This is a genomic window from Rummeliibacillus sp. NPDC094406 (assembly GCF_044763875.1).
Taxonomy (GTDB): Bacteria; Bacillota; Bacilli; order Bacillales_A; family Planococcaceae; genus Rummeliibacillus.
Genome location: NZ_JBIWGZ010000002.1, coordinates 300,516 through 324,398 on the forward strand (window position 1 = coordinate 300,516; position 23,883 = coordinate 324,398).

Genomic DNA, 23,883 nt, shown 5'->3' on the forward strand with positions numbered 1-23,883 from the left:
TTCTTAACACACTATATTTTAGCGTATTTTTTTTATTTAAACAAGGAATCTAAGCCAGGAAGTTTCATTTTCTTTTTCCCTTTTTGCGCCATACCTGTCATTTGTTTCATCATTTTTTTCATATCTTCAAATTGTTTAATTAGACGGTTTACTTCTTGAACAGATGAACCGGACCCTTTTGCAATGCGTTTTTTACGGCTTGCATTAATAATTTCAGGATTTGTTTTTTCAGCTGTAGTCATTGATAAAATAATGGCTTCTATATGGCCAATCTGTTTATCGTCGATTTTTGCATTTTCTAACCCTTTAATTTTGTTTGCACCTGGTAACATTTTCAAGATTTCATCTAATGGTCCTAGTTTTTTCACTTGTCCCATTTGTTCAAGGAAATCATCTAATGTGAAGCTTTGCGTTTTGAATTTTTCTTCTAATTCTTTCGCTTTTTCTTCATCTACTGTTGCTTGTGCTTTTTCAATTAGCGACATGACATCGCCCATGCCAAGAATTCGAGACGCCATACGTTCTGGATGGAATGGTTCAAGAGCATCCATTTTTTCACCCATACCAACAAATTTGATTGGTTTTTGGGTGACAGAACGAATAGATAATGCTGCTCCACCACGTGTATCACCATCAAGTTTTGTTAAAATTACACCTGTAATACCGACTGCTTCATCAAAGCTTTCAGCAACATTCACAGCATCTTGCCCTGTCATTGAATCGACAACTAGGAATACTTCGTCTGGTTCTTTTAATGCACGAATATCTTTTAACTCTTGCATTAATTTCTCGTCAATATGTAGACGACCAGCAGTATCGATCAATACAACATCATGATGTTCTTCTTTTGCTTGTTCTAGAGCTTGCCGTACGATTTCAACTGGTGAAATATCTGTTCCTAATGAAAATACAGGTAATGATAATTGTTTACCAAGTGTTTGTAATTGTTGTACCGCTGCTGGACGATATACGTCGGCTGCTACTAGTAATGGCTTACGGTTATATTTCTTACGTAATACATTTGCTAGTTTACCTGTAGTTGTTGTTTTACCAGCACCTTGTAAACCGACCATCATAATAACAGTAGGTGGTTTTGTAGCAAATTTAATCAGACTTTGCTCTCCGCCCATTAGTTCTGTTAACTCGTCTTTTACTATTTTAATAACTTGTTGTCCAGGTGTTAAGCTTTTCATAACTTCCTGACCTACTGCACGTTCGCTAACTTTTTTTATAAAGCTTTTTACGACTTTCAAGTTAACATCAGCCTCGATTAAAGCAAATCGAACTTCACGCATCATTTCTTTTACGTCTTGTTCGTTTACTTTCCCTTTGCCTTTAATCTTGTTAATCGTCCCTTGGAGTCGCTCCGCTAAACCTTCAAACGCCATGCATGTCGCCTCCTAATCACATTGCTTTAACTGTTCAATAAGTGCCAACTGATCTGCTTTTTCTGATTGAACATCAGTTATACTTTCTGTAAGCTTTGCAAGTATTTGCTGTCTGTTTTGGAATTTTTCAAAAAGTTGAAGTTTTTCCTCGTATTCTTCAAGCATTGTTTCTGTTCTACGAATGTTGTCATAGACTGCCTGACGAGATACATCATAGGCCTCTGCAATCTCACCTAGTGAATGATCATCTAGGTAATAGAGTTGCATATAACTACGTTGTTTTTCTGTCAATAATGCTTGATAAAAGTCAAAGAGAAAGTTCATGCGTGTTGTTTTTTCAAGTAGCATATCGAAACCTCTCCTCTTTTTTACATATTCTTCTGTATCATAAAGATAAATGCAATTTCTGTCAAGTAAAAATACTTGTCTATTTTATCAAGCGTTCTCTCTCAGATTCCTGGATCAGATTGCCATTACGACTGAGTTCACTCATCACAGAAAACATCTTCCACACGACATAGAAAACTTAGGAAAACTCCTTTCGACACGTTACAAATAAGACGCTATACTACTCTCCTTACACAAAGCACGTGAAAGCTTTGTGTAAGGTGAATGAGAGCTACCTGAGACTGAACTGTGTAAGACAACGTAGCTGGATCATGCTTTTTGTAGACTTAGCGTGATGGTACTTTCGATAAAATATCAACAGTCCCCTTAACAATAGCCCAATAAAAAAGCGATTCGTAAAAATTCTACGAATCGCCTTCTGCCTTTAATATTAGTCTTTCGAATTGGCTAATTGCTCGTCTAATGCATCAGCAAATAAGCCATATACATAACGCTCTGAATCAAATGGTTGTAAATCATCCATTTGTTCCCCAAGACCAACGAATTTCACTGGAATGTGCAATTTGTTACGAATAGCAAGCACAATACCACCTTTTGCAGTACCGTCTAATTTTGTCAAAACAATCCCTGTAACATTTGTCGCTTCTTTAAAGATTTGCGCTTGTTGTAGCGCATTTTGTCCTGTTGTTGCGTCAAGTGCTAGTAAAACTTCGTGTGGTGCCGACGGAATTTCCCGGGAAATGACACGATGGATTTTTTCAAGCTCATTCATCAAATTGACTTTATTTTGTAAACGTCCGGCTGTATCACAGATTAAAATATCTGCGTTGCGGTTTTTAGCTGCACGAATAGCGTCGTACATAACTGCCGCTGGATCTGATCCTTCTGATTGTTTAATAACTTCAACACCTACACGGTCTCCCCAAACTTGTAATTGATCGATCGCGCCAGCACGGAAAGTATCACCGGCTGCAAGTAAAACATTTTTACCTTGTTGTTTGAAACGATGTGCTAGTTTTCCTATCGTAGTTGTTTTACCTACACCATTTACACCAACAAACAAAATAACAGTTAATTCGCCTTCTTGAATATTTATCTCCGTAATATCAGCTTCGCCTTGTTCGTAAATTTCTACTAGTTTTTCAGAAATTAACGCTTGAATACCTTCTGTATCTTTAATATTTTTGCGTTGTACTTCAAAACGCAACTTTTCTGTTAGTTCCATAACCGTTTCGATACCAACGTCTGCTTGTAAAAGCAAATCTTCTAGCTCTTCAAAGAATTCTTCATCTACATGGCGATAACGAGCGACTAAATCATTCACTTTTGAAGTAAATGAATTGCGAGTTTTTGCTAAACCTGATTTGAATTTTTCTGTGATTGAAAATGCTGAGAAGCCACGTTTTGGCTTTTCCGCTTTTTCAGGCTCAACTTGTGCCTCTTCAACTTCTGGAAGTGTTTCCTCTATTTCTTCATGTTGATCTGGATGTATAGCCTCTGTAGTTGTTCCTAGTGGCGCTTCTTGTGAAGTTTCATGAACTACTTCTTCAGTAGGAGACTCTATAGTTGGCACTTCAACTTCTATTTCTTCTAGACCTTCTTTTTGTTCCTCTACCTTTTCAACTTCTTCTTCTGGCTTGGGACCACCCATTAACTTTTCTTTCATACGCTTTAAAAAGCTCATGTTATTTCGCTCCTCTGTCCTAGGATGGAACAGGTTCTTCCTGTTCTAATTTAACGGATACAAGTTTAGAGACACCTGATTCTTGCATAGTAATACCATATAAAACATCAGCGCCTTCCATCGTTCCTTTACGGTGAGTAATGACGATGAATTGTGTTTCTACACTAAACTTTTTCAAATATTGACTATAACGAGCAACATTTGATTCGTCAAGAGCTGCTTCAACTTCGTCCAAAATACAGAATGGGACTGGGCGTGTTTTTAATATCGCAAACAATAATGCAATAGCTGTTAATGCTCGTTCTCCACCTGACAATAGACTAAGTCGTTGAAGTTTTTTACCTGGAGGCTGTGCCACAATCTCAATACCTGTTTCAAGTATATTATCTGGATCGAGCAATTCTAAATCTGCATGACCACCACCAAATAATTCTCTGAATACTTTTTGGAAGTGTTCACGAATCTCAAAGAATGTCTCGCTGAAACGATTAGTCATTTCTTCATCCATTTCACGAATAGCTTCATGTAATGTTTCTTGTGCCTCCATTAAATCACTACGTTGACTAGATAAGAATGTATGTCGTTCTGAAACAGTAGCATATTCTTCAATTGCGCTGACATTGACTGTTCCTAACTCAGCAATAGATTGTTTTAACAATTTAACTTTACGTCTTGCTGTATCCACATCCATATCAAGTGAGGGTTCAAGTAACGCTTCTTCGAATGAAAGTTCATAATCTTTTTCAAGTTGCTTTGCTAAATTTTCATGCTCTACATCAAGACGATTTAGTTTCACTTCATAATTACGCAATCCATCAAGGAGACCTTGATGTACACGCTGTAATTCTTTTAATTCTAGATCTGTTGAATCAACCTTTTGCTGAACATCAGTACGATGCCCTTTTGTTTGTTCAACAGTTTGAACAAGCTCATCTCTTCTAGTTTGTAACTCTAAAATTTTAGCAACGATTTCTTCCTCAGTTGGTCCATTTAGATCGCCGCCATTCGTTAGCCATTCAATTTCTTTCGTAATGTTTGCAACATCTTCAATTGCTTGCTCAAGTTGAGAATTGGCATCTAATACAGCTAATCTAAGCTGAGAAACTTGTTCATTAAGAACTGCTAAATCAGAGCGTTTCAGAGCATACTGTTCTTGTAAAACATCACGTTCAGATTCACTTTGTTGTTTTAAAACATTTAGCTCTTCAACTGTTTGATTAATCTTAGTTAACTCTTTTGCAAGTTCTTCCTTACGGCGATTGAAATCTGCCAATTGAGCTTCTAAAGATGTTTTACGACCAGACGCATCTTGTTGTTCATCACTAAACATAGAGACACGTAATGATAAACGTTTTGTCGTTGCTTCTAACTCACGATGACGAGCACTTAACTCTACCTCTTCCGCACGGATTTCTTCACCTAGTACTCGCAATTGTTCAAGTAGTGCAGACTTTTCTGTAACTTGTTCTTTCCATTCAGCTACAACTTTTTCCGCTTTCTCAATAGAAGATTGCATTTCGGAAAGTTGTGCAGTTAAACCTTCAAGTTCTGCTTTACGGCTAAATAATGATGCTTGCTGTTTTACAGAACCCCCTGTTAATGAACCGCCCGTATTTACTACATCACCATCTAAAGTAACGACACGATAACGATAGTTACAAGCTTTTGCGATTTGAGAAGCCCCTTGTAAATCTTTTGATACAAGTACATGCCCAAGCAAGTTTTCAGCGATTGTACGGAAAGCAGGATCAAATGTTGCTAGTTCATCAGCTGTATTGATAAATGATGGGTGGTTTGCAACTGTTTGTAATACATTAGCAGGTATTTTACGAGATTTCATTACATTCTTCGGCAAAAATGTTGCTCTCCCTGCATGTTGTTGTTTCAACCATGCAATAGCCTTACGTGCATCAGCATCTGTTTCTGTGACAACATGTTGCATCGCAGCACCGAGAGCAGTTTCAACAGCTCTTGCATACTCACCATCGACATGAATTAGTTCAGCCACTGCACCATGTATACCTTGTAATTGTTGGTTCTCACGTGCAACAAGGACAGCCTTAACCCCTTGATAAAATCCTGAAAAATCAGCTTCAAGTTCAGCAAGTGTTTCCTGACGTGACTTCATCTGTTGTAAATGTTGGTAACCTTTGAATAGCATTGCTTGTTGATCATCATATTGCTTTCTAGCATGCTGTACATCTTGTTGGCACTTTTTATATTCTTCAAGTTTATGTGCAACTTGCTGTTCAACTTTTTTCAGTTTTTCAGCTACAAGTTGTTGTTCATGTTGTAATTCTTTCAGCTCTGTGATCATTTCAGTCGATTGACTTGAAATTTTCACTGAGTTTTCAGCCTGTTCAGCTAATTGCTTTGTTATATTTTTCACTTCATTTTTAACAGTTGCTTCTTCATTTAATCGGTCGATATAAGTATCTTTCCATTTATCGATTTCTGCTTCAATCTCAGAAGTTGAGCGATTTAAGTTATCTTCTAACTGTTTCACTGCTTTTTTCAAATTTTGTAGTTCATGCTGACGTTCTGATAATTGCGCTTCTTTATCTGTATTTATTTGCTGCCAGCTGTTGCGGGAAGTGATTGCTTTATCAAGTGATTGTTGAAGTTTCGTAAGTTGTGTTGTTGCATTCATGCGTTTTTCAGCCATTAACACTTTGCGACCTTCAAAACGCTCAGCTTCTGCACTCACATCTACTAATTGATGCTGAGATTCATCTAGTAAAGTATCCAAATCACTTAATTGTTTTCGAAGCATTGTAATATTAGATTCTTTTTCAGCAATTTGAGTTGCGTGAACCTGTTCTTTTGAAAAAAGTTCTTGTTTCTCTTTTACAATTTGCTCCATTGAGCGATTTAGATTTTCTATATCCTGAACTAATACAGCAATATCAATGCCTTTTAATTCATTTGTCATTTTCAAGTAATCTTCAGCCGCAGATGCTTGAATATGTAATGGTTCGATACGTTTATCTAACTCATGTAAAATATCAAGCACACGATGCAAATTATCATCAGTTTCGAATAATTTATGCTCTGCTTTTTTACGGCGTTGTTTATATTTCAAAACGCCTGCAGCTTCTTCAAATATTGTACGTCGATCATCTGGACGGCTATTTAGTATTTCGTCAACTCGTCCTTGAGAAATAATCGAGAAAGCTTCTTTTCCTAAACCTGAGTCTAAAAACAAATCTGTAATATCTTTCAACCGGCATTGCTGTTTATTGAGCAAATACTCGCTATCCCCAGAACGATAGACACGACGAGTAACGCTTACCTCGTTATATGGAATCGGTAAGCGTTCGTCTTCATTGTCTAAAATTAACGATACTTCTGCAAAGTTAAGCGGTTTGCGCGAATCACTTCCGGCAAAAATGATATCTTCCATCTTTGCACCACGAAGGGACTTAGCGGATTGTTCTCCGAGTACCCATCGAATCGCATCTGTTACGTTACTTTTGCCACTACCATTTGGGCCAACAACTGCTGTAACGCCTGGTACGAAGTCTATACCTATTCGATCGGCGAAAGATTTAAAACCAATCACTTCAAGCCGTTTAAGAAACAAAATTAACCCTCCTGATCATTCGCTAATTGTGCTTTCAACGCACGCATAGCGCATTGTGCTGCTTTTTGTTCTGCTTCTTTTTTAGATTTACCGTTACCTACTCCAAGTTCCTTGTCATTTAACATTACTTGAGAGACAAATGTACGATTATGTGCTGGGCCATTTTCTTTAATGATTTCGTATTGTAGTGTACCAGAATTATTTTGTTGTACTATTTCTTGTAATTGACTCTTGAAGTCCATAACATGTGAAAATGCACCGAGCTCAACTTTTGGGAATACAACCTTTTCCAAAAAGCAAACAACTGTTTCTAAACCTTGGTCTAAATATAAAGCACCTATAAATGCTTCAAAACAATCCGCAAGTAATGCAGGACGTTCACGACCGCCTGTAATTTCTTCCCCTTTGCCTAGCAACACGTATTCGCCAAAGTTTAACTCGTTGGCAAAAACCACTAGAGATGGCTCACAAACCATTGCTGCACGCAATTTTGTAAGTTCACCTTCACTCATTTTAGGGAATTTTAGGAATAAAAATTTAGAAACAGTTAGCTCAAGTACAGCGTCTCCTAAAAACTCAAGACGTTCATTATCTTCAAATAATTTACGACGATGCTCATTCACAAATGATGAATGTGTAAAAGCATTGTATAACAAATTTGCATTATCAAAATACAAACCTAGTCGATCCTGTAATTCAGCAAATTTAAGCCGTGCTTGCTCTGAAATTGCGCCATTTTTTTGTGAGAGTCCTTGTATTCTCATCTTTATCAACCTTCTTATTTTCCATTTGGTACATCCTCTAGTTTACCTTTTTCTTTCACATTGTGCAAAAATAAAAAGATAACTTCCTCCGCAATCATTGCAGAGGAAGTCCTAAGTATTGTATGTTATACGCTAAATTAGTCGACTTTGCTTGAGATAAAGTTAACTGCATCACCTACAGTTGCAATTTTCTCTGCATCCTCGTCATCAATTTGCATATCAAATTCTTCTTCTAATTCCATTACTAATTCTACTACGTCTAATGAATCCGCACCTAGATCATCACGGAAAGAAGCTTCTAGTTTCACTTCGCTTTCGTCAACACCTAAACGGTCAACGACAACTTTAGTTACACGTTCGATTACTGTTGCCAAATTGTTCACCTCCCCTCAATGATTATACAAAAATAATGTTTGTATTAATAGTAAAAAACTACATAACCATTCCACCGTCTACATGTAATGTTTGGCCTGTCATATAGCTTGCATCATCAGAGGCTAAAAATGCAACTACTTTTGCTACATCTTCTGGTTTACCCAATTTAGCTAATGGAATTTGAGAAAGCATTTGAGCTTTAATGTCTTCAGGTAATTCTTCTGTCATTTCAGTATCAATAAAGCCGGGAGCCACCGCATTGACGAAAATATTACGAGCAGCTAATTCTTTTGCAGCCGTTTTTGTAAGACCAATAACACCTGCTTTTGCAGCAACATAATTTGCTTGACCCGCGTTTCCTGCAACACCTACGATTGAAGCAATATTAACAATACGACCTGAACGTTGTTTCATCATTTGGCGTGAAACTGCTTTTGTACAAAGGAAGACACCTTTTAGATTAGTATTCATTACAGCATCCCAATCTTCTTCTTTCATACGCATCAATAAATTATCCCGTGTAATTCCAGCATTGTTTATTAAAATATCAAGAGAGCCATATGTTTCAACTGCTTTCTTCATAAGCATTGAAACCTCATCTGAATCAGATATATTCGCCTGAACAGCAATAGCAGCTCCTCCATTTGCTTCGATCTCAGCTACAACGGCTTCAGCTCTTGCTTGACTACCACTATAGTTTACGACTACTTTGGCTCCTAGATTGGCTAAATGTAGTGCGATTGCTCGTCCAATACCTCTTGATGCACCTGTAACGACTGCTACTTTACCTAATAAATCTGCCATTTAAGCCCACTCCTTTGCCGCTTCTAAAACTTGCTCAAATGTTGCTTCATCATATACACAGTATGTTTTCACTTTACGATCTACTTTTTTTACTAAGCCACTTAAAACTTTTCCTGGACCGCATTCAACGAAGACATCTACGCCTTCATCTAGTAATGTACGAACTGAATCTTCCCATAATACTGGTGAATATAATTGTTCAACAAGTAGATTTGGAATAGCTTCTTTTGATGTAACAGGTTGTGCATTTACATTTGCAATAACCGGTACATCTGCATCGTGCATTTCAATTTCAGCTAGCATTGCTTCGAGTTTATTTGCAGCCGGACGCATTAACTCTGAGTGGAAAGGACCACTAACAACTAAAGGAATAGCACGTTTAGCACCTGCTTCTTTTGCTTTTACAGAAGCTTCTTCTACGCCTTTAGCTGTACCAGAAATTACAATTTGACCAGGACAATTTAAGTTAGCAAGTTGGACTACTTCTCCAGTAGCCGATACTTCATCTGTTACTTGCTTTAAAGCTTCACGGTCTAAGCCTAAAATAGCAGCCATTGCACCAAGACCTGCTGGTACGGCTTCATTCATATAATTACCACGATTATGTACTGCTTGTACTCCATCTGCAAATGACATAACACCTGAAGTGACAAGTGCAGCATATTCACCTAAACTATGGCCTGCAGTAAAATCTGGTTTAATCCCTGCTTGTTTTAACTTTTCAGCAATCATCACACCTGTAGTTAATAATGCGGGTTGTGCATGGTAAGTTAATGTTAGTTCTTCTTGTGGACCTTCTAACATTAATTTTGATAATTCGATTCCTAATAGTTTGTCAGCTTCATCATAAAATTCCTTACATGTAGGTTCATTAGAAACAAATTCTTGTCCCATTCCTACAGTTTGTGAACCTTGCCCAGGAAAAACAAAAGCAATTTTCGTCATTTTTTTCATTCCCCTTTGTATAAAACAATTAATGATTTTTTATTATTGTTCATTTTGCATATCTTTGCTAATAGTTGCATCAATTGTTGGAATTACATTATGTTCAACCATTTTACGCGCTTGGCGAATTGCACTTGCAAATGCTCTAGCACTTGATGAGCCATGTGCTTTAATCACTGGTGCTTTTAAACCAAATAACGCTGCACCACCATATTCTGTGTAATCCATTTTATTTTTTAATTCTTTTAAATTATTTTTCATTAATAGCGCAGCTACTTTTGATTTTGTAGAAGCCATAAATGCTTCTTTCATCATTTTGAAGACACTACCTGCTGTACCTTCAATTGTTTTCAATACCATATTACCTGTAAAGCCATCTGTTACGACAACATCCGCAACATGATTTAATAGTTCACGTGCTTCAACATTCCCGATAAAGTTGATTGGTGCATCTTTTAATAATGTGAATGCATGTTTTGTAAGGTCATTTCCTTTTTTATCCTCAGTTCCGATGTTTAATAAACCAACTGAAGGGTTTTTAATACCTCGAACTTGTTGTGCATAAATGCTTCCCATTATTGCATATTGCACTAAATTTTCTGGTTTCGCATCGGCATTTGATCCTAGGTCTAACATATCAAAGCCACTACCATCTAAAGTAGGTAATGTTGTTGATAATGCAGGACGATCAATACCTTCAATACGATGGACAATGAATAAACCAGCTGCCATTAGTGCTCCTGTATTCCCTGCTGAAATACAAGCATCTGCTTCACCGTTTGTAACAGCTTGTGCCATTTTAACCATAGAAGCATCTTTTTTACGGCGTACAGCACGTACAGGTTCGTCTGTACCTTCGATTACTTCTTGACAATCAATAACAGTAATATGACTTAAATCTTTCAAATATGGCTCCATTTTTTCTTTTTGGCCATATAGTAAAATTTCTAAATCATTAGATGCTTCTAATGCTTGATATATTCCTTCGATAATGGCTTGTGGGGCATTGTCTCCACCCATACCATCAACTGCTAATTTCATTTATATTTCACCTTTACCTTTCGTTCGATACATTTCAAATTGCCCTGTAAAAACGGTATTACCTTCAACGGTTGAGGTAACTGTGACAAACGTACGATTCCGATCATTGTCTTTACCAGTAACAATCGCTTTTGAAACTACACGGTTTCCTGCTTTCACTGGTTTCAAAAAATGAATATCAGAATGGACAGTTAAAGCTAATTCATCGTTGATAACGGCAACTGCTAAAGAATTCGCTTGTGCAAACAAGTGATGTCCCCTAGCAATTCGGTTTCGTTGGAAAACATGTTCTTCTCCAACATCAAAGATTGATAAAGCACGTTCATCCAATTCAATATCAATTATTTCACCAATGATTTCATCTATAGGTAAAGTTTTAACTTCATTTTCAAAATTATTAGCGGCAACGTCCTTTATTCGCTCACGTAGTTCTGGAATGGACAATTCCATACGATCAAGCCTTATCGTTTGAACGCTTACATTAAACTTTGTAGCAAGCTGTTCATCCGTGACGAATGGGTTTTGTTGAATCGTTTGCTGCAATAATAGTTGTCGTTCTTTTTTAGAGTACTTCATATTATTCATCGTCGCCCCTTAATATTAGCACTTGGTACTAATATCAGTATATAAATTTAAAAAAGAGAATGCAAGTGTTGTTTTTCTAAGCACTCCTGCATCCTCTTATATTAATCGATTCTTTCCCCATCAAGAGCGCCTGATGACTGAAGATTATGTCGTAATACTTTATAATCTTCATCATGCCAAAATGTATCAGACTCGATAAGTTTAACCGCATCCTGTCTAGCCACTTCTAATACTCTATAGTCATGAACAAGATCTGCCATTTTAAATTCTGGTAAGCCACTTTGTTTTTTTCCAAAAAAATCACCAGGTCCGCGAAGTTCTAAATCTTTTTCTGCTAATCGAAAACCGTCATTTGTTTCCGTCATCGAAATCATTCTTTCTTTGCCTTCTTCACTTTTCGGATCTGCGATTAAAACACAATAAGATTGATGTTCTCCCCGTCCTACACGTCCACGTAATTGATGTAGTTGTGCTAATCCAAAACGTTCTGCATCATAAATAACCATAAATGTTGCATTTGGAACATTTACGCCTACTTCCACCACTGTCGTAGATACTAATACATCTAGCTTCCCTTCACTAAACGCACGCATTACTTCATCTTTTTCATTTGCAGGTAATCGGCCATGCATCAGTCCGACTTTGAACTTCCCTTTAAACAAAGTCGCCAACTGTTGATAAACGTCTACAGCATTTTGTACATCAAGCTTATCTGACTCTTCAATTAATGGACAAATCACGTATGCTTGACGACCAGCTACAAGTTCTTTCCCCATCCGAGAAAGCACTTGATTAAATTGTTCATTTTTCACCCAGAGCGTTTCAATTTTTTTTCGTCCTGCTGGCATTTCATCAATGATTGAGACATCCATTTCACCAAAAGCAGTTATTGATAATGTTCGTGGGATTGGCGTAGCAGTCATAAAAAGCACATCTGGACTTTCACCTTTTTCACGTAATATCCGACGTTGTTCAACGCCGAAACGATGTTGTTCATCAGTAATGACAAACCCTAATTTATGGAACGTTACATCTGGTTGAATCAATGCATGCGTTCCAATCACTACATCTATTTCACCATTAACCAATCTTTCTACTAATTCTCTTCTCGCTTTTGCTTTTATAGAGCCAGAAAGCAATGCCACTTCTACACCAAAAGGTTTTAGCCATTCATCGAGTGATGCAGCATGTTGTTCTGCCAAAATTTCTGTAGGAGCCATTAAAGCACCTTGAAATCCCGCTGTCACAGCTGAATACAATCCAATTGCCGCAACAACCGTTTTCCCTGACCCTACATCACCTTGAAGTAGTCTATTCATACGATGTGGAATTAATAAGTCCCTTGATATTTCATTAACAACGCGTTTTTGTGCATTCGTTAATTCATACGGCAAAGAAGAGATAAATTCTCGAACCTTTTGTAGATCATAGCGAATGACAATTCCTTGTTCCTCTTCACGCCGTGTTTTCCGTAATGCTTGAATTTTCAATTGGAATTGTAATAATTCCTCATAAACAAATCGACGTCTGGCCTGTTTTGCATGATTTGCATCCTTTGGAAAATGGACACCTTCTAATGCTTCCTGTAAGTTTAACAATTTATAGTCACTTCTTAGATGATTAGGCAAAGACTCAGGAAGTGCATCTTTCAACTCATCTAATGCTTGTCGCATAAATTGGCGGAATTTCTTTTGTGTTAGCTTTCCTTTTATACTATATACTGGCTCGAAATCAGCTTGATCTGTTTTTGGACCAAATGTTACATTACTTCCGTTAATCACTTGACGTCCTCTATCCCATTTACCAGTTACCGTCACTATCGCACCGGGGATAAGTTTATTACGTAAGTATCCTTGGTTGAAAAATACAAGTTTAATAAGATGACGTCCTGCTAGCATTTGCACTTGTAATCGTGATTTGTTTTTACCTAAGTATAGGACTGCTGGTTCACTTTCAATTCGTCCTTCCACTGTCACTCTTTCGTTATGCGGCGTTTCCGCTAAATCTTTTAAACGAAAATCTTCATGACGATATGGAAATGTCCAAATTAAATCATCTAGCGTTTCAATGCCCATCGTGTGCATCACTTCAGAAGATGATTTTCCTACTCCTTTTAAATCAGTTACTTTCTGCAATAAATCAGTCACGATGCAACACGGCCCCGCCGAAGATTTTCGCTTCAAGTGCCTTTCCTGTTGGTGTTGCCGCTAAGCCACCTTGTGCAGTTTCTTTTAATGCTACTGGCATCGTTTGTCCGATGCGGAACATAGCACCGATTACTTCATCAGTTGGTATTCGGCTTGTAACACCCGCTAACGCCATGTCTGCAGCAACCATTGCATTAGCAGCTCCCATTGCATTACGTTTCACACAGGGCACTTCAACCAATCCTGCTACTGGGTCACACACGAGTCCCAGCATATTTTTTAAAGAAATAGCAAAGGCATGTGAGCATTGTGCTGGTGTACCACCAGCCATTTCAACAATTGAAGCTGCAGCCATAGCGGCAGCGGAACCTACCTCTGCCTGGCAGCCACCAGCTGCCCCTGAAATTGATGCATTATTTGCTACTACAAAACCAAATGCACCAGCCGTAAATAAGTAACGAATCATTTGCTCTTTTGTTGGATTCAATTTATTTTTGACCGCAAAAAGCGTACCAGGAACAACGCCTGCAGAACCTGCTGTAGGTGTTGCGCAAATTGTACCCATAGCAGCATTAACTTCGTTTGTTGCAACAGCCTTACTTACAGCATCTAACAAAAAGTCTCCGGATAAACCTTTACCTGATTGAATATATTTTTGTAGTAAAACAGCATCTCCACCAGTTAAACCTGTAACTGAGTGTACACCGTTTAAACCTCGTTCTACAGCTTCTTCCATCACTTTAAGGTTGCGCGACATTTGTTCCATAATTTCTTCTCGGCTGCGTTCTGACATTAATATTTCTTGTTCTATCATAATTTCAGAGATTAGTTTATTTTCTCGTTCAGCACGTTCTACCAATTCTCTCACATTACGAAACAATACTTCCATCTGCTATACCTCCTAGTTTTTAATACGAGTTACCTTCGTAATATTCGGTAGAAGTTCTATTTCTTCTAAAATTGAATGGTCGATATTTTGATCAACCTCTATTACCATCAACGCCATATTACCCCGTTCTTTACGTGAAACTTCCATATGACCAATATTAATATTATGCTTAGCAAGACTATTTGCTACATTTGCTATACAACCTGCTCGATCATCGTGAACAACTAAAATAGCTGGCATACCACCTGATAAACGAAGTGGGAACCCATTTAGTTCTGTAATTTCAATCGAGCCTCCACCTATTGAAATACCAACCATCGACATTTCCATGTCATCATCCCCAATTACAATCCTTGCTGTATTCGGATGATCTGTATGGTCCGTTTCTGTAATAAATTCATATGTTAAGCCTGCATCTGCGGCATTTTTAAAAGCAGTTTTAATTCTTTCATCAAAAGTATCATAATCGAGTAGTCCTCCGATTATAGCTACATCAGTTCCATGACCTCTATACGTTTCAGCAAAAGAGCCATATAAGTGAATTTTAGCCCATTTAGGTTGTCTTCCAAATAAATCTCTAGCAACACGACCAATTCGAGCAGCACCAGCAGTATGGGACGAAGAAGGTCCAATCATAACAGGACCGATAATATCAAAGACGGATGTAAATTTCATAATTTCCCCCCACGCATTTCTAAATAATATCTACAAGTATTCTACACGATTTATATTCTAAATAAAAATAAAACAGGCTAAGAATAACAATTCTTGCCTGCCTAGACTTCCTATTAAATACTTCTTGCTTTTTTCTCTGCCTCTTTTGGAAGCGCAGTTGGTTTTACTTTGTTAAATTCTGAATAATTTCCGTCTACTTGAATCTTCATATCTACTACTTCATCTTGTATTTTTCCATTCAAAGTAAAATTAGACTTTATTTCGAGTACATCAAATGTTTGCTCATCAATAGAAATCTCATATTCTACATCTTTAAAGCTTGTATCTTCAACTGTATACCCCGGTTGATTTCCCAATGCTTCTGTTAACTGCTGATTCACTATTCCTTGTAAAAAATCATTAAACTTTTTACTTTCTTTTTTTACATAAATACGATAATAAGTCCCTTTTTCTTCCACATCAAATTCACTACTATATTTCCTTTAAATCTTTATATGGAGTCAGATACTTCTATTAATTCTCTAAGCTCTAATGACACATTAAACTTTAATACCAAATCATATATTAGTGATAAAGGGTTTTACATAAATGAGGAAAATACAAAACAATGGGTAAAGTATAATGATAGTGATTTTAAACGTATGAAAGCCCAACTATCAAAGAGTTTAGCTGATCAATTAGTAGAATATAATTGTTTCATTTTGATTTGCTTGTGCTGATTTATCTTTTGACGATTTACTAACCGTATTGCATCCAACTAACATTACAACTAAAACAATCGCCAAAAAGTATAATCTTGATTTCCCCTTCATTTTATGCCCTCCACTCTATATTCTATATTTTACAATCTAATTAATAACTTTTTAACTATATATTCACATTTATTCTAAAAAACTACTTAAGAAGCAAAAAATGTTATAACCATTCGTTGCATATTCACTATCGAAAAGCATGTCAATGACAATTTATTACTTATAAATGATATAAATAATGCATCCATATCTCTTTTGATAAAACAAAAAGCCCTAAGAAAGAATACTCTTTCTTGGGCTCCTAAAATAAGATGTTATTCGACAGAAATAATATAAGGATATAATGGTTGTTTACCATCATGAACTTCAACTTCAACTTCTGGATATTGCTCTTCGATAAATTCAATATATTCATCCACTGTTTCTTTTTCTACATCTTGACCATAAAGAACTGTAACAATTTCTGAATCTTCATCAATCATGTCACTAACAAGTAATTCAGAAGCTACTTTTAATGAAGGAGTTGCTTGAATAATACTACCATCTTTAATAGCCATGAAATCATCTTTATGAATTTCTACCCCATCGATTGAAGTGTCACGTACTGCAAATGTAATTTGCCCTGATTTCACATTGGCAAATGCATCTGTCATATGTTTTTTGTTTTCTTCAACTGAAAGTTCAGGATTGAATGCAAGAATTGCAGACAAACCTTGTGGAATCGATTTAGTTGGCACGACAGCTGCGTCAATATCTAATAATTCAGCGGCTTGTTCAGCAGCCATTACAATATTTTTGTTATTTGGTAAAATTAATACCTTTTCGGCTCCTACTTCCTTAATCGCATTAACGATATCTTCAGTAGAAGGATTCATTGTTTGACCACCTTCGATAACGTATGAAGCGCCAACACTTTCAAGTAATTTTGCAACACCTTCACCCATTGCAACTGTGACGATTGCATATGGTTGCTTTTTCACTTCTTTATTTGGAGTGTTTTTAAAGTCTTCTTTATGATGTTCTTCTCCCACAATCGCAGTGTGTTGAAGACGCATATTATCTACTTTTACTTTTACTAAGCTTCCATATTGGTGACCATAAGAAATAACTGCTCCTGGTGTTTCAGAGTGAACGTGAATTTTTACAACTTCATCATCGGAAATGACAAGTAATGAATCACCGAATCTACTCATATCTTCTCGGAACTCAGCTTCGTTAAATGGCTTTTTACCTTCTTCAAAACGGACCATGAATTCTGTGCAATATCCGAAAACGATTTCAGAAGTATCCATAAAATCTTGAACTTTATGGTGTTCTGCGTTAACTAAGTCTTCAATTGATTCTACTTTTGTAGCAGTTGGAATTTCTTCACCTTTTAATGCTGCAATAAAACCTTCATATACAAATACTAAACCTTGACCACCACTATCAACGACTCCAACTTCTTTTAATACTGGAAGTAAGTCTGGGGTTTTAGCAAGAGCTTCTTTTGCAGCATCTAATAGTTCTTCCATAACTACAACAATATCTTGCTCCGTTTTTGCAACTTCTACTGCCTTTTCAGCAGCAACTCGTGCAACTGTAAGAATTGTACCTTCAACAGGCTTCATAACCGCTTTATAGGCTGTTTCTACACCATATTGTAATGCTTGTGCAAATTTAACCGCATCTAATTCATTTTCTTTTTCGACAGCTTTACCGAATCCTCGGAATAATTGAGATAAGATAACGCCTGAGTTACCACGAGCTCCCATCAATAAACCTTTTGATAACGCTTGAGCTGTTTTACCGATACTTTCGCCCTTATTAGCAACAGTTTCTTTTGCACCTGATGTCATCGATAAATTCATATTCGTACCTGTATCACCATCCGGTACAGGGAATACGTTTAACGAATCGACATAATCTGCATTTTGAGATAAATGGCTTGATCCAGCTTGCACCATTTCCGCGAATTTAATCCCGTCTAACGACTTCATTTGAATGAGTTCCTCCTCTTACACGTTCGCTACGCGAACACCTTGCACATAGATATTAACTGAATCGACAGCCATTCCTAGTGTTTTATCTAGTGTATATTTTACTTTTGATTGGACTTGATAAGCTACTTCTGAAATTTTAGTGCCGTAACTAATCATGACATACATATCGATATGTAAACCTTCGCCTTCTTGACGTACGATTACCCCTTTTGCAAAATTTTCTTTGCGGAGTATATCTGTTAAACCGTCACGAATTTGATGCTTGCTAGCCATACCGACAATACCGTAACATTCGATTGCTGCTCCACCTGCAATTTGTGCAACAACATCATTAGAGATATCAATACGACCGAATTCGTTTTTCAATTCTACTGACATAAGAATGCCCCCTGATTTTCTTTTGACTATCTCCTATTGTACTATACAAATTTTGATTATAAAAGAAAACCTATCATTTCGTCTAGTTATAGACTGTAAAGGTTTTTTTCTTGAAAGTCTTTCAAAATCAGTTGCAATGACGAAAAGTGTGTGTTAAATTATTAAAGTATGTGAAATACCGAAGTGAAATCATGAATCTTTCAACTTCTTTATGAGGAGGGAATTAATATGCCAAAACAATGTGTCATTACTGGACGTAAAGCTGTGTCTGGTAACAACCGTTCTCACGCAATGAATGCTAACAAACGTACTTGGGGTGCTAACCTTCAAAAAGTTCGTATCTTAGTAAACGGTAAACCTAAACGTGTATGGGTTTCTGCTCGTGCATTAAAATCAGGTAAAGTTGAACGCGTTTAATTTGTTCATCTAAATAAAACGACAGGCTGACTATTGTCAACCTGTCGTTTTTTCTTTTCCCTTTTTCTTTTTTGCAGTTGCATTTTTTGGATCTGCAGGATCATTTGTAACCATTTGTAAACAAAAACGAGCAAAGCTACTAACTACTTTTGGTAATTGAAATGTGTATACTTTCACCTGGTCACTCCTTATCATCGATACTTCTTATCATTAAACATATGCCATTAGAAAATGAAATAGACGCATATTCACCTATTATTTCATTACTAGTAAAACGAGTAGTCCCTATATCAATTATTTCATCTGTTGTTTCATATTTCACATTTCGTAATGTCACATTTTTCACTGCATCACCAAATGCAAAAAAGGATAAATATTTGAAATAACGTTCTGATACTATTCTATGTTGTCCCGGCCATAAAAATTGCAAACAATTCAAATTATTTATCATTTTTATTTCAATAGATGGATGCATTTTTTGTATACGATATAAAATGTGTAAATTAGCCTCGTAATGATCAAGCCTACCACCAGTAACACCAGTTAAAATAATTTCAGTCGGTTCATAATCTAAAGCTTTTAAAATCGCTAATTCTGTATCTGTTTCGTCCTTTTCTGGAATATGGCGTTCAATTTTAGGTACGCGCTCTTGTACCAATTGCCATTCCTCATTCGTGAGTGAATCGAAATCACCGACAGCTAAATCTGGTGTAATTCCTTTGTTCAATAAGTACATTGCGCCGTGATCTGCACCGATAAATATAGCATCATCGAAAGAAAGGAGGAAATCGCTTGAAACGACTTCCTCCTCTGGACCTCCTGCACAAACAAATACGACTGTCATCGAATTGCTTGTTCTCCAGCCTCTAGAATACTTTGTAATGCTTCTTTGCGATTTTCTTTACCATAAATAGCAGATCCCGCTACAAAGATTGTAGCACCTGCTTGAGCGCATGGTACGATAGTTTCTGTATTGATGCCACCATCAATTTCTATTTCAACATTTAAGTTTTTTTCTTTAATTAATGCCGAAAGTTCTGCAATTTTTGGTACTACAGAATGAATGAACTTTTGACCACCAAAACCAGGATTCACTGTCATTAATAATACTAGGTCAACATCTTCTAATATATGTTTAATCGATTCAATCGGTGTATGTGGATTTAATACTACTCCCGGTTTTACACCAAAAGAACGTATAAGTTGAATTGTACGATGTAAATGACGACAAGCTTCTACATGTACTGTGATGTAGTTAGCACCTGCTTTTGCAAAATCTTCAATATATTGATCTGGATTTTCAATCATTAAATGGACATCTAAAGGTAGTGTTGTTTCAGGACGTAATGCTTCTACAACAATTGGTCCCATTGTTATATTTGGTACGAAATGGCCATCCATTACATCTATATGAATTAACTTCGCGCCTGCTTCTTCTACTTCTTTTACTTCTGTTGCTAATTTTGAAAAGTTAGCAGCTAAAATAGATGGTGCAATTTGAATCATAATTAGTACCTCGGCTTTCTATCAGTAATTTCTTGTAAGAATTGCAAATAATGGTCATAGCGATATTGTTCAACTGTCCTATCTTCTACTGCCTGTTTTACTGCACATTTTGGTTCTTTAAGATGCAAACATCCTCGGAATTTACATCCTTCTGATAAGGAGAACAATTCAGGGAAACATTGTGTCAATTCTTCCTTTTCTATCGTATCAAAATCAAATGAGCTAAAGCCAGGGGTATCCGCTATTAGCCCGCCTGCTAATTCAATAAGTTCCACATGGCGAGTTGTATGCTTCCCACGTCCAAGCGCCTCAGAAATAATGCCAGTTTTTAAGGCTAATGATGGCATTATTGTATTAAGTAAAGAAGATTTTCCAACACCAGATTGCCCTGCTAAAACGGTTGTTTTCCCTTTTAATAGAGGTGCCATTTTCTCCAGTATATTAGGATCTTCTTTATACGTTTCAATCACTTTATAACCAATTGCTTCGTATTCGGCTCTGTACTTTACAATTTTTTGTTTTTCTTCATCGTTCAGCAAATCTGTTTTTGTCAAACAAATAATTGGATGCACTTGAAATGATTCCAATACCACTAAAAAACGATCAAGTAAAATCGTATTAAAAGCTGGCTCTTTTGTTGAAAATACAAGAATTGCTTGATCAATATTTGCAACTGGTGGGCGCACAAGCTCATTTTGGCGTTCTAAAATGTTTGTAATTGTCCCATCATTATTTCCCTCTACTTCGTATTCTACATAATCTCCTACAAGAGGTGTTATACCTTTATTACGGAAGACGCCACGACCACGACATTGGATGAAGTGCTCACCGTCTTGGACATAATAAAAGCCACTTAATGCCTTACGAATTTGGCCTTTTGCCATGCCTTTCCTCCTTAATTTAAATCGTCATAAGATATTGTTTCATCAATAATAATTTTATCGTCTCGAACAACTCGGTAAATAGCCTTTTGTCCTTTTTCTATTTCAAATTGCAATCGTTTTTCCTGTGTTGAATACAATTGGAATTCTTGTTCAATATCAGCAATTGAATGTGTACGGTCTTGAATATAAATGCGAACTTGTTGCGGTTCACCATCTACTTCTGGTTCATATGGAATTTTAATTGATTTTACATAAGTTTTAACTGGTTTTTCCTGTACACCTTTAGATAAGACAACTTCAATTGTGCTCCCAACATTCACAGTTGCACCAGCTTTTGGAGATTGAGAAATGACTTGTCCTTTCGGAACTGTATCAGAATATTTTTCACTACTAATACGGATATTAAACCCTGAAGTTTTTGCATACGTATGTAACGCATTCTCATTATAACCAAGTAAATTTACGACAGTTGCTTGCTCGACACCTTTACTCACAGTAAACGTAATTGTCGTATCTTTTGGTATAACTTTTTCTCCCTCTTCAGGCGATTGTTTAATAATTGTTCCTTCAGTTTTTTCAGAAAAAGTCTCATCTATTTTGATATCTTTAAAACCTTGTTTTGCGAGAAGTTCTTTGACTTGATCAATACTTTGCCCTGCATAATTTGAAATATCCACCTTTTTCGGACCATCACTAACTATAAGATCTATCTCCGTCCCTTTTTTCCGCTCTCTTCCGGGATCAGGTGTTGTCGCAATAACATGATTTTCTTTTACATCTTCTGACTCTTGTTTTGTTTGGTTGCCAATGACAAATCCAGCATTTTCTAATGTACTAATTGCCTTTTCTACCTTTTGATTTGTTACATCAGGCACAACCAATTTCTTTTCATCAAATAAATCTGGGAAATAAAATAAAACAATTAAAAAAATAAATAATAAGCTCAAGAGGATTCCTACAAAAATAAGTGCTTTATTTTTCTTTTTGCCTTTTTTCTTGTCGTTTTTTTCCTCATTTTGCTCTTTATCCTTTATAGGCATTGCTTTCGTTTTCTGTAAATCCTGTTCATGTTCAACTTCTTGTTCTTTTATAACTGGTATGAGCTTTGTTACATCATCGTCAATCGGTGGTCGAAATTTTGATTCATGACTTCGTTGTTCAGACAATACAGTCTCTAAGTCCTCAGACATCTCCTCCACTGATCGATAGCGATGTTCTGGATCTTTTGCTGTAGCTTTTAATACAACATTTTCTAAGCTTTGTGGAATGGCTGGAACGATTGCACGAACTGATGGCGTTTCTGATTGCAAATGCTTTAACGCGATGGCAACTGCTGATTCTCCTGAAAATGGCAGCTTACCTGTCAATAACTCATACAGCACAATTCCTAATGAATAAATATCCGATTTTTTTGTAGCTGTACCACCACGAGCCTGTTCTGGTGATAAATAATGAACTGTACCTAACACCGAATTGGTACGTGTAAAGGAAGTGTCTTCCAATGCCATAGCAATACCGAAATCAGTAATTTTCACATTTTCTTCTTCGTCCATTAAAATATTCTGTGGTTTAATATCTCTATGAATAATTTGATTTTGATGAGCATGGGCAATTGCAGAAGTCAATTGTTTCATGATATTCACGCATTTTGTAGGTGCTAGTGGGGCATAATTTTGTATGTATTGTTTTAACGTTTGCCCTTTTACGTATTCCATTACTAAATAATGCATATCACCATCTTCACCGACATCATAAATACTGACAATATTCGGATGTGTAAGGCTAGTGGCTGACAAAGCCTCTCGCTGAAAACGCCGATGCATCTCTTGTGCATTTGAAAAATTATAATGTAAAATTTTTATCGCTACATCACGATCTAAAATCATATCATGAGCTAAGTAGACATTAGACATACCACCGCCACCAATGACGTCGAGAATTTTATAGCGTCCACTGATTCTTTTTCCAACGAGCATTCTTACACCTCCTCAGAATCTTTTGATAATAGGATGAGAGTGATATTATCTTCTCCACCGTAATCATTTGCTAATTGCACAAGTTGATTGCCTTTTTCTTCTATAGTCGATTCCTGCATTATAATATTGTGCATTTCTTTTATTGAGATTTTATTGCTTAAACCATCCGTACAAATTAACATAAAGGAACCATCTACTAATTCAACTTTATAGCTATCAGGTTCAATAGTAGATTCTGTTCCTAAGGATTTAATAATATAGTTTTTCTTCGGATGACTTGCAGCTTCTTCCTCACTAATTTCACCATTATCTACGAGAATATTGACATACGAGTGGTCTCTTGTGACTAAACGAATTTCTTCCTTGGTAACAAAATACACACGACTATCACCCACATGGCAAATGGTTGCATTATTTCCATCAAAAAGAACTGCAATAAGCGTTGTACCCATGCCTTGGCAATCCTCATGCGTTAATGAGTAATGATAAAGCGTTTTGTTGAGTTCTTTTACTGTTTCAACTAACCATTCTTCGATCGATTCATTAGACATAAAATGGGCAGCATCGGCTTGCAAAAATAACTCTTCAAAATGTGTAACGGCCATTCGACTTGCAACATCACCCGCATTATGACCACCCATACCATCTGCTACTATAGCCAGCTGGTATGAATCGTCACGGGAGATAAAAGTTGCCGAATCTTCATTTACTGCTCTTTTCTTTCCAATATCACTTACAACTGTATATCTCACAACGTATC

The 23,883-nt window shown here is 36.6% G+C and carries 24 protein-coding genes and 1 pseudogene; 2 read left to right on the top strand and 23 right to left on the bottom strand.

Annotated features, from left to right (window positions below; genetic code table 11):
- Positions 1-32: 32 nt before the first annotated feature.
- The 14 genes and pseudogenes from ffh to ACIQ4I_RS06380 all read right to left on the bottom strand — a co-directional run.
- Positions 33-1,388: a signal recognition particle protein gene (ffh, locus tag ACIQ4I_RS06315; RefSeq protein ID WP_403094119.1), complete on the bottom strand. Its 1,356-nt coding sequence runs from the start codon at positions 1,386-1,388 to the stop codon at positions 33-35.
- Between the two features lie 12 nt (positions 1,389-1,400).
- Positions 1,401-1,736 carry a putative DNA-binding protein gene (locus ACIQ4I_RS06320; RefSeq protein WP_397537487.1) on the bottom strand — a complete coding sequence of 112 codons (336 nt, stop codon included), beginning with the start codon at positions 1,734-1,736 and terminating at the stop codon, positions 1,401-1,403.
- Positions 1,737-2,166: 430 nt separating this feature from the next.
- Positions 2,167-3,420, bottom strand: a complete 1,254-nt coding sequence (gene ftsY, locus ACIQ4I_RS06325) for a signal recognition particle-docking protein FtsY (RefSeq protein ID WP_403094121.1) — start codon at positions 3,418-3,420, stop codon at positions 2,167-2,169.
- Between the two features lie 19 nt (positions 3,421-3,439).
- Positions 3,440-7,003, bottom strand: coding sequence for a chromosome segregation protein SMC (gene smc / locus ACIQ4I_RS06330; protein WP_403094124.1), 3,564 nt, complete (start codon positions 7,001-7,003; stop codon positions 3,440-3,442).
- 2 nt (positions 7,004-7,005) lie between these two features.
- On the bottom strand, positions 7,006-7,767 hold the full coding sequence (gene rnc / locus ACIQ4I_RS06335) for a ribonuclease III (protein ID WP_403094126.1): 762 nt from the start codon (positions 7,765-7,767) through the stop codon (positions 7,006-7,008).
- A 137-nt stretch (positions 7,768-7,904) separates the two neighbouring features.
- Positions 7,905-8,141, bottom strand: a complete 237-nt coding sequence (gene acpP, locus ACIQ4I_RS06340; protein WP_397537483.1) for an acyl carrier protein — start codon at positions 8,139-8,141, stop codon at positions 7,905-7,907.
- Between the two features lie 58 nt (positions 8,142-8,199).
- Positions 8,200-8,946, bottom strand: a complete 747-nt coding sequence (fabG, locus tag ACIQ4I_RS06345; RefSeq protein WP_403094130.1) for a 3-oxoacyl-[acyl-carrier-protein] reductase — start codon at positions 8,944-8,946, stop codon at positions 8,200-8,202.
- On the bottom strand, positions 8,947-9,891 hold the full coding sequence (gene fabD / locus ACIQ4I_RS06350; RefSeq protein WP_403094133.1) for an ACP S-malonyltransferase: 945 nt from the start codon (positions 9,889-9,891) through the stop codon (positions 8,947-8,949). It abuts the gene before it with no gap.
- A gap of 42 nt (positions 9,892-9,933) precedes the next feature.
- Complete coding sequence (gene plsX, locus ACIQ4I_RS06355) at positions 9,934-10,932, bottom strand: phosphate acyltransferase PlsX (RefSeq protein WP_403094136.1); 999 nt, start codon at positions 10,930-10,932, stop codon at positions 9,934-9,936.
- On the bottom strand, positions 10,933-11,508 hold the full coding sequence (fapR, locus tag ACIQ4I_RS06360) for a transcription factor FapR (RefSeq protein ID WP_403095094.1): 576 nt from the start codon (positions 11,506-11,508) through the stop codon (positions 10,933-10,935).
- A 110-nt stretch (positions 11,509-11,618) separates the two neighbouring features.
- Entirely contained in the window at positions 11,619-13,664 is a 2,046-nt protein-coding gene (recG, locus tag ACIQ4I_RS06365) for an ATP-dependent DNA helicase RecG (RefSeq protein ID WP_403094139.1), read from the bottom strand.
- Positions 13,657-14,553 (bottom strand): L-serine ammonia-lyase, iron-sulfur-dependent, subunit alpha, encoded by an 897-nt coding sequence (sdaAA, locus tag ACIQ4I_RS06370; protein ID WP_403094142.1) that lies wholly within the window; start codon positions 14,551-14,553, stop codon positions 13,657-13,659. The genes recG and sdaAA overlap by 8 nt, the downstream gene beginning before the upstream one ends.
- Positions 14,554-14,565: 12 nt before the next feature.
- Positions 14,566-15,228, bottom strand: coding sequence for an L-serine ammonia-lyase, iron-sulfur-dependent subunit beta (gene sdaAB, locus ACIQ4I_RS06375; protein ID WP_397537477.1), 663 nt, complete (start codon positions 15,226-15,228; stop codon positions 14,566-14,568).
- A 113-nt stretch (positions 15,229-15,341) separates the two neighbouring features.
- Positions 15,342-15,695, bottom strand: a pseudogene (locus tag ACIQ4I_RS06380) (DUF6612 family protein); the annotation flags it as partial.
- Between the two features lie 6 nt (positions 15,696-15,701).
- Between ACIQ4I_RS06380 and ACIQ4I_RS06385 the strand changes: the two are divergent.
- A complete protein-coding gene (locus ACIQ4I_RS06385; protein ID WP_403095097.1) occupies positions 15,702-15,947 on the top strand; it encodes a DUF6612 family protein in 246 nt (81 codons plus the stop codon).
- Here the strand turns inward: ACIQ4I_RS06385 and ACIQ4I_RS06390 are convergent.
- The 3 genes from ACIQ4I_RS06390 to ACIQ4I_RS06400 all read right to left on the bottom strand — a co-directional run bounded on the left by ACIQ4I_RS06390 (position 15,906) and on the right by ACIQ4I_RS06400 (position 18,340).
- Positions 15,906-16,040, bottom strand: coding sequence for a hypothetical protein (locus ACIQ4I_RS06390; protein WP_403094146.1), 135 nt, complete (start codon positions 16,038-16,040; stop codon positions 15,906-15,908). The genes ACIQ4I_RS06385 and ACIQ4I_RS06390 overlap by 42 nt on opposite strands.
- A 254-nt stretch (positions 16,041-16,294) precedes the next feature.
- Complete coding sequence (locus ACIQ4I_RS06395) at positions 16,295-17,959, bottom strand: DAK2 domain-containing protein (protein ID WP_403094149.1); 1,665 nt, start codon at positions 17,957-17,959, stop codon at positions 16,295-16,297.
- An 18-nt stretch (positions 17,960-17,977) separates the two neighbouring features.
- On the bottom strand, positions 17,978-18,340 hold the full coding sequence (locus tag ACIQ4I_RS06400; protein ID WP_397537475.1) for an Asp23/Gls24 family envelope stress response protein: 363 nt from the start codon (positions 18,338-18,340) through the stop codon (positions 17,978-17,980).
- A gap of 228 nt (positions 18,341-18,568) precedes the next feature.
- Here ACIQ4I_RS06400 and rpmB point away from each other — a divergent pair, with 228 nt between their 5' ends.
- Positions 18,569-18,757, top strand: coding sequence for a 50S ribosomal protein L28 (gene rpmB, locus ACIQ4I_RS06405; protein WP_397537474.1), 189 nt, complete (start codon positions 18,569-18,571; stop codon positions 18,755-18,757).
- A 36-nt stretch (positions 18,758-18,793) separates the two neighbouring features.
- Here the strand turns inward: rpmB and spoVM are convergent, their stop codons facing one another.
- The 6 genes from spoVM to ACIQ4I_RS06435 are packed head-to-tail and all read right to left on the bottom strand — an operon-like array spanning position 18,794 to position 23,875.
- Positions 18,794-18,934 (bottom strand): stage V sporulation protein SpoVM, encoded by a 141-nt coding sequence (spoVM, locus tag ACIQ4I_RS06410; protein WP_397537473.1) that lies wholly within the window; start codon positions 18,932-18,934, stop codon positions 18,794-18,796.
- Positions 18,935-18,938: 4 nt separating this feature from the next.
- Entirely contained in the window at positions 18,939-19,601 is a 663-nt protein-coding gene (locus ACIQ4I_RS06415; RefSeq protein ID WP_403094152.1) for a thiamine diphosphokinase, read from the bottom strand.
- Positions 19,598-20,263, bottom strand: coding sequence for a ribulose-phosphate 3-epimerase (gene rpe, locus ACIQ4I_RS06420; protein WP_403094155.1), 666 nt, complete (start codon positions 20,261-20,263; stop codon positions 19,598-19,600). The genes ACIQ4I_RS06415 and rpe overlap by 4 nt, the downstream gene beginning before the upstream one ends.
- A 2-nt stretch (positions 20,264-20,265) precedes the next feature.
- Positions 20,266-21,147 (bottom strand): ribosome small subunit-dependent GTPase A, encoded by an 882-nt coding sequence (gene rsgA / locus ACIQ4I_RS06425; protein ID WP_403094158.1) that lies wholly within the window; start codon positions 21,145-21,147, stop codon positions 20,266-20,268.
- An 11-nt stretch (positions 21,148-21,158) separates the two neighbouring features.
- On the bottom strand, positions 21,159-23,123 hold the full coding sequence (gene pknB, locus ACIQ4I_RS06430) for a Stk1 family PASTA domain-containing Ser/Thr kinase (protein ID WP_403094160.1): 1,965 nt from the start codon (positions 23,121-23,123) through the stop codon (positions 21,159-21,161).
- A gap of 2 nt (positions 23,124-23,125) precedes the next feature.
- Positions 23,126-23,875, bottom strand: coding sequence for a Stp1/IreP family PP2C-type Ser/Thr phosphatase (locus ACIQ4I_RS06435; RefSeq protein ID WP_403094163.1), 750 nt, complete (start codon positions 23,873-23,875; stop codon positions 23,126-23,128).
- Positions 23,876-23,883: the final 8 nt, after the last annotated feature.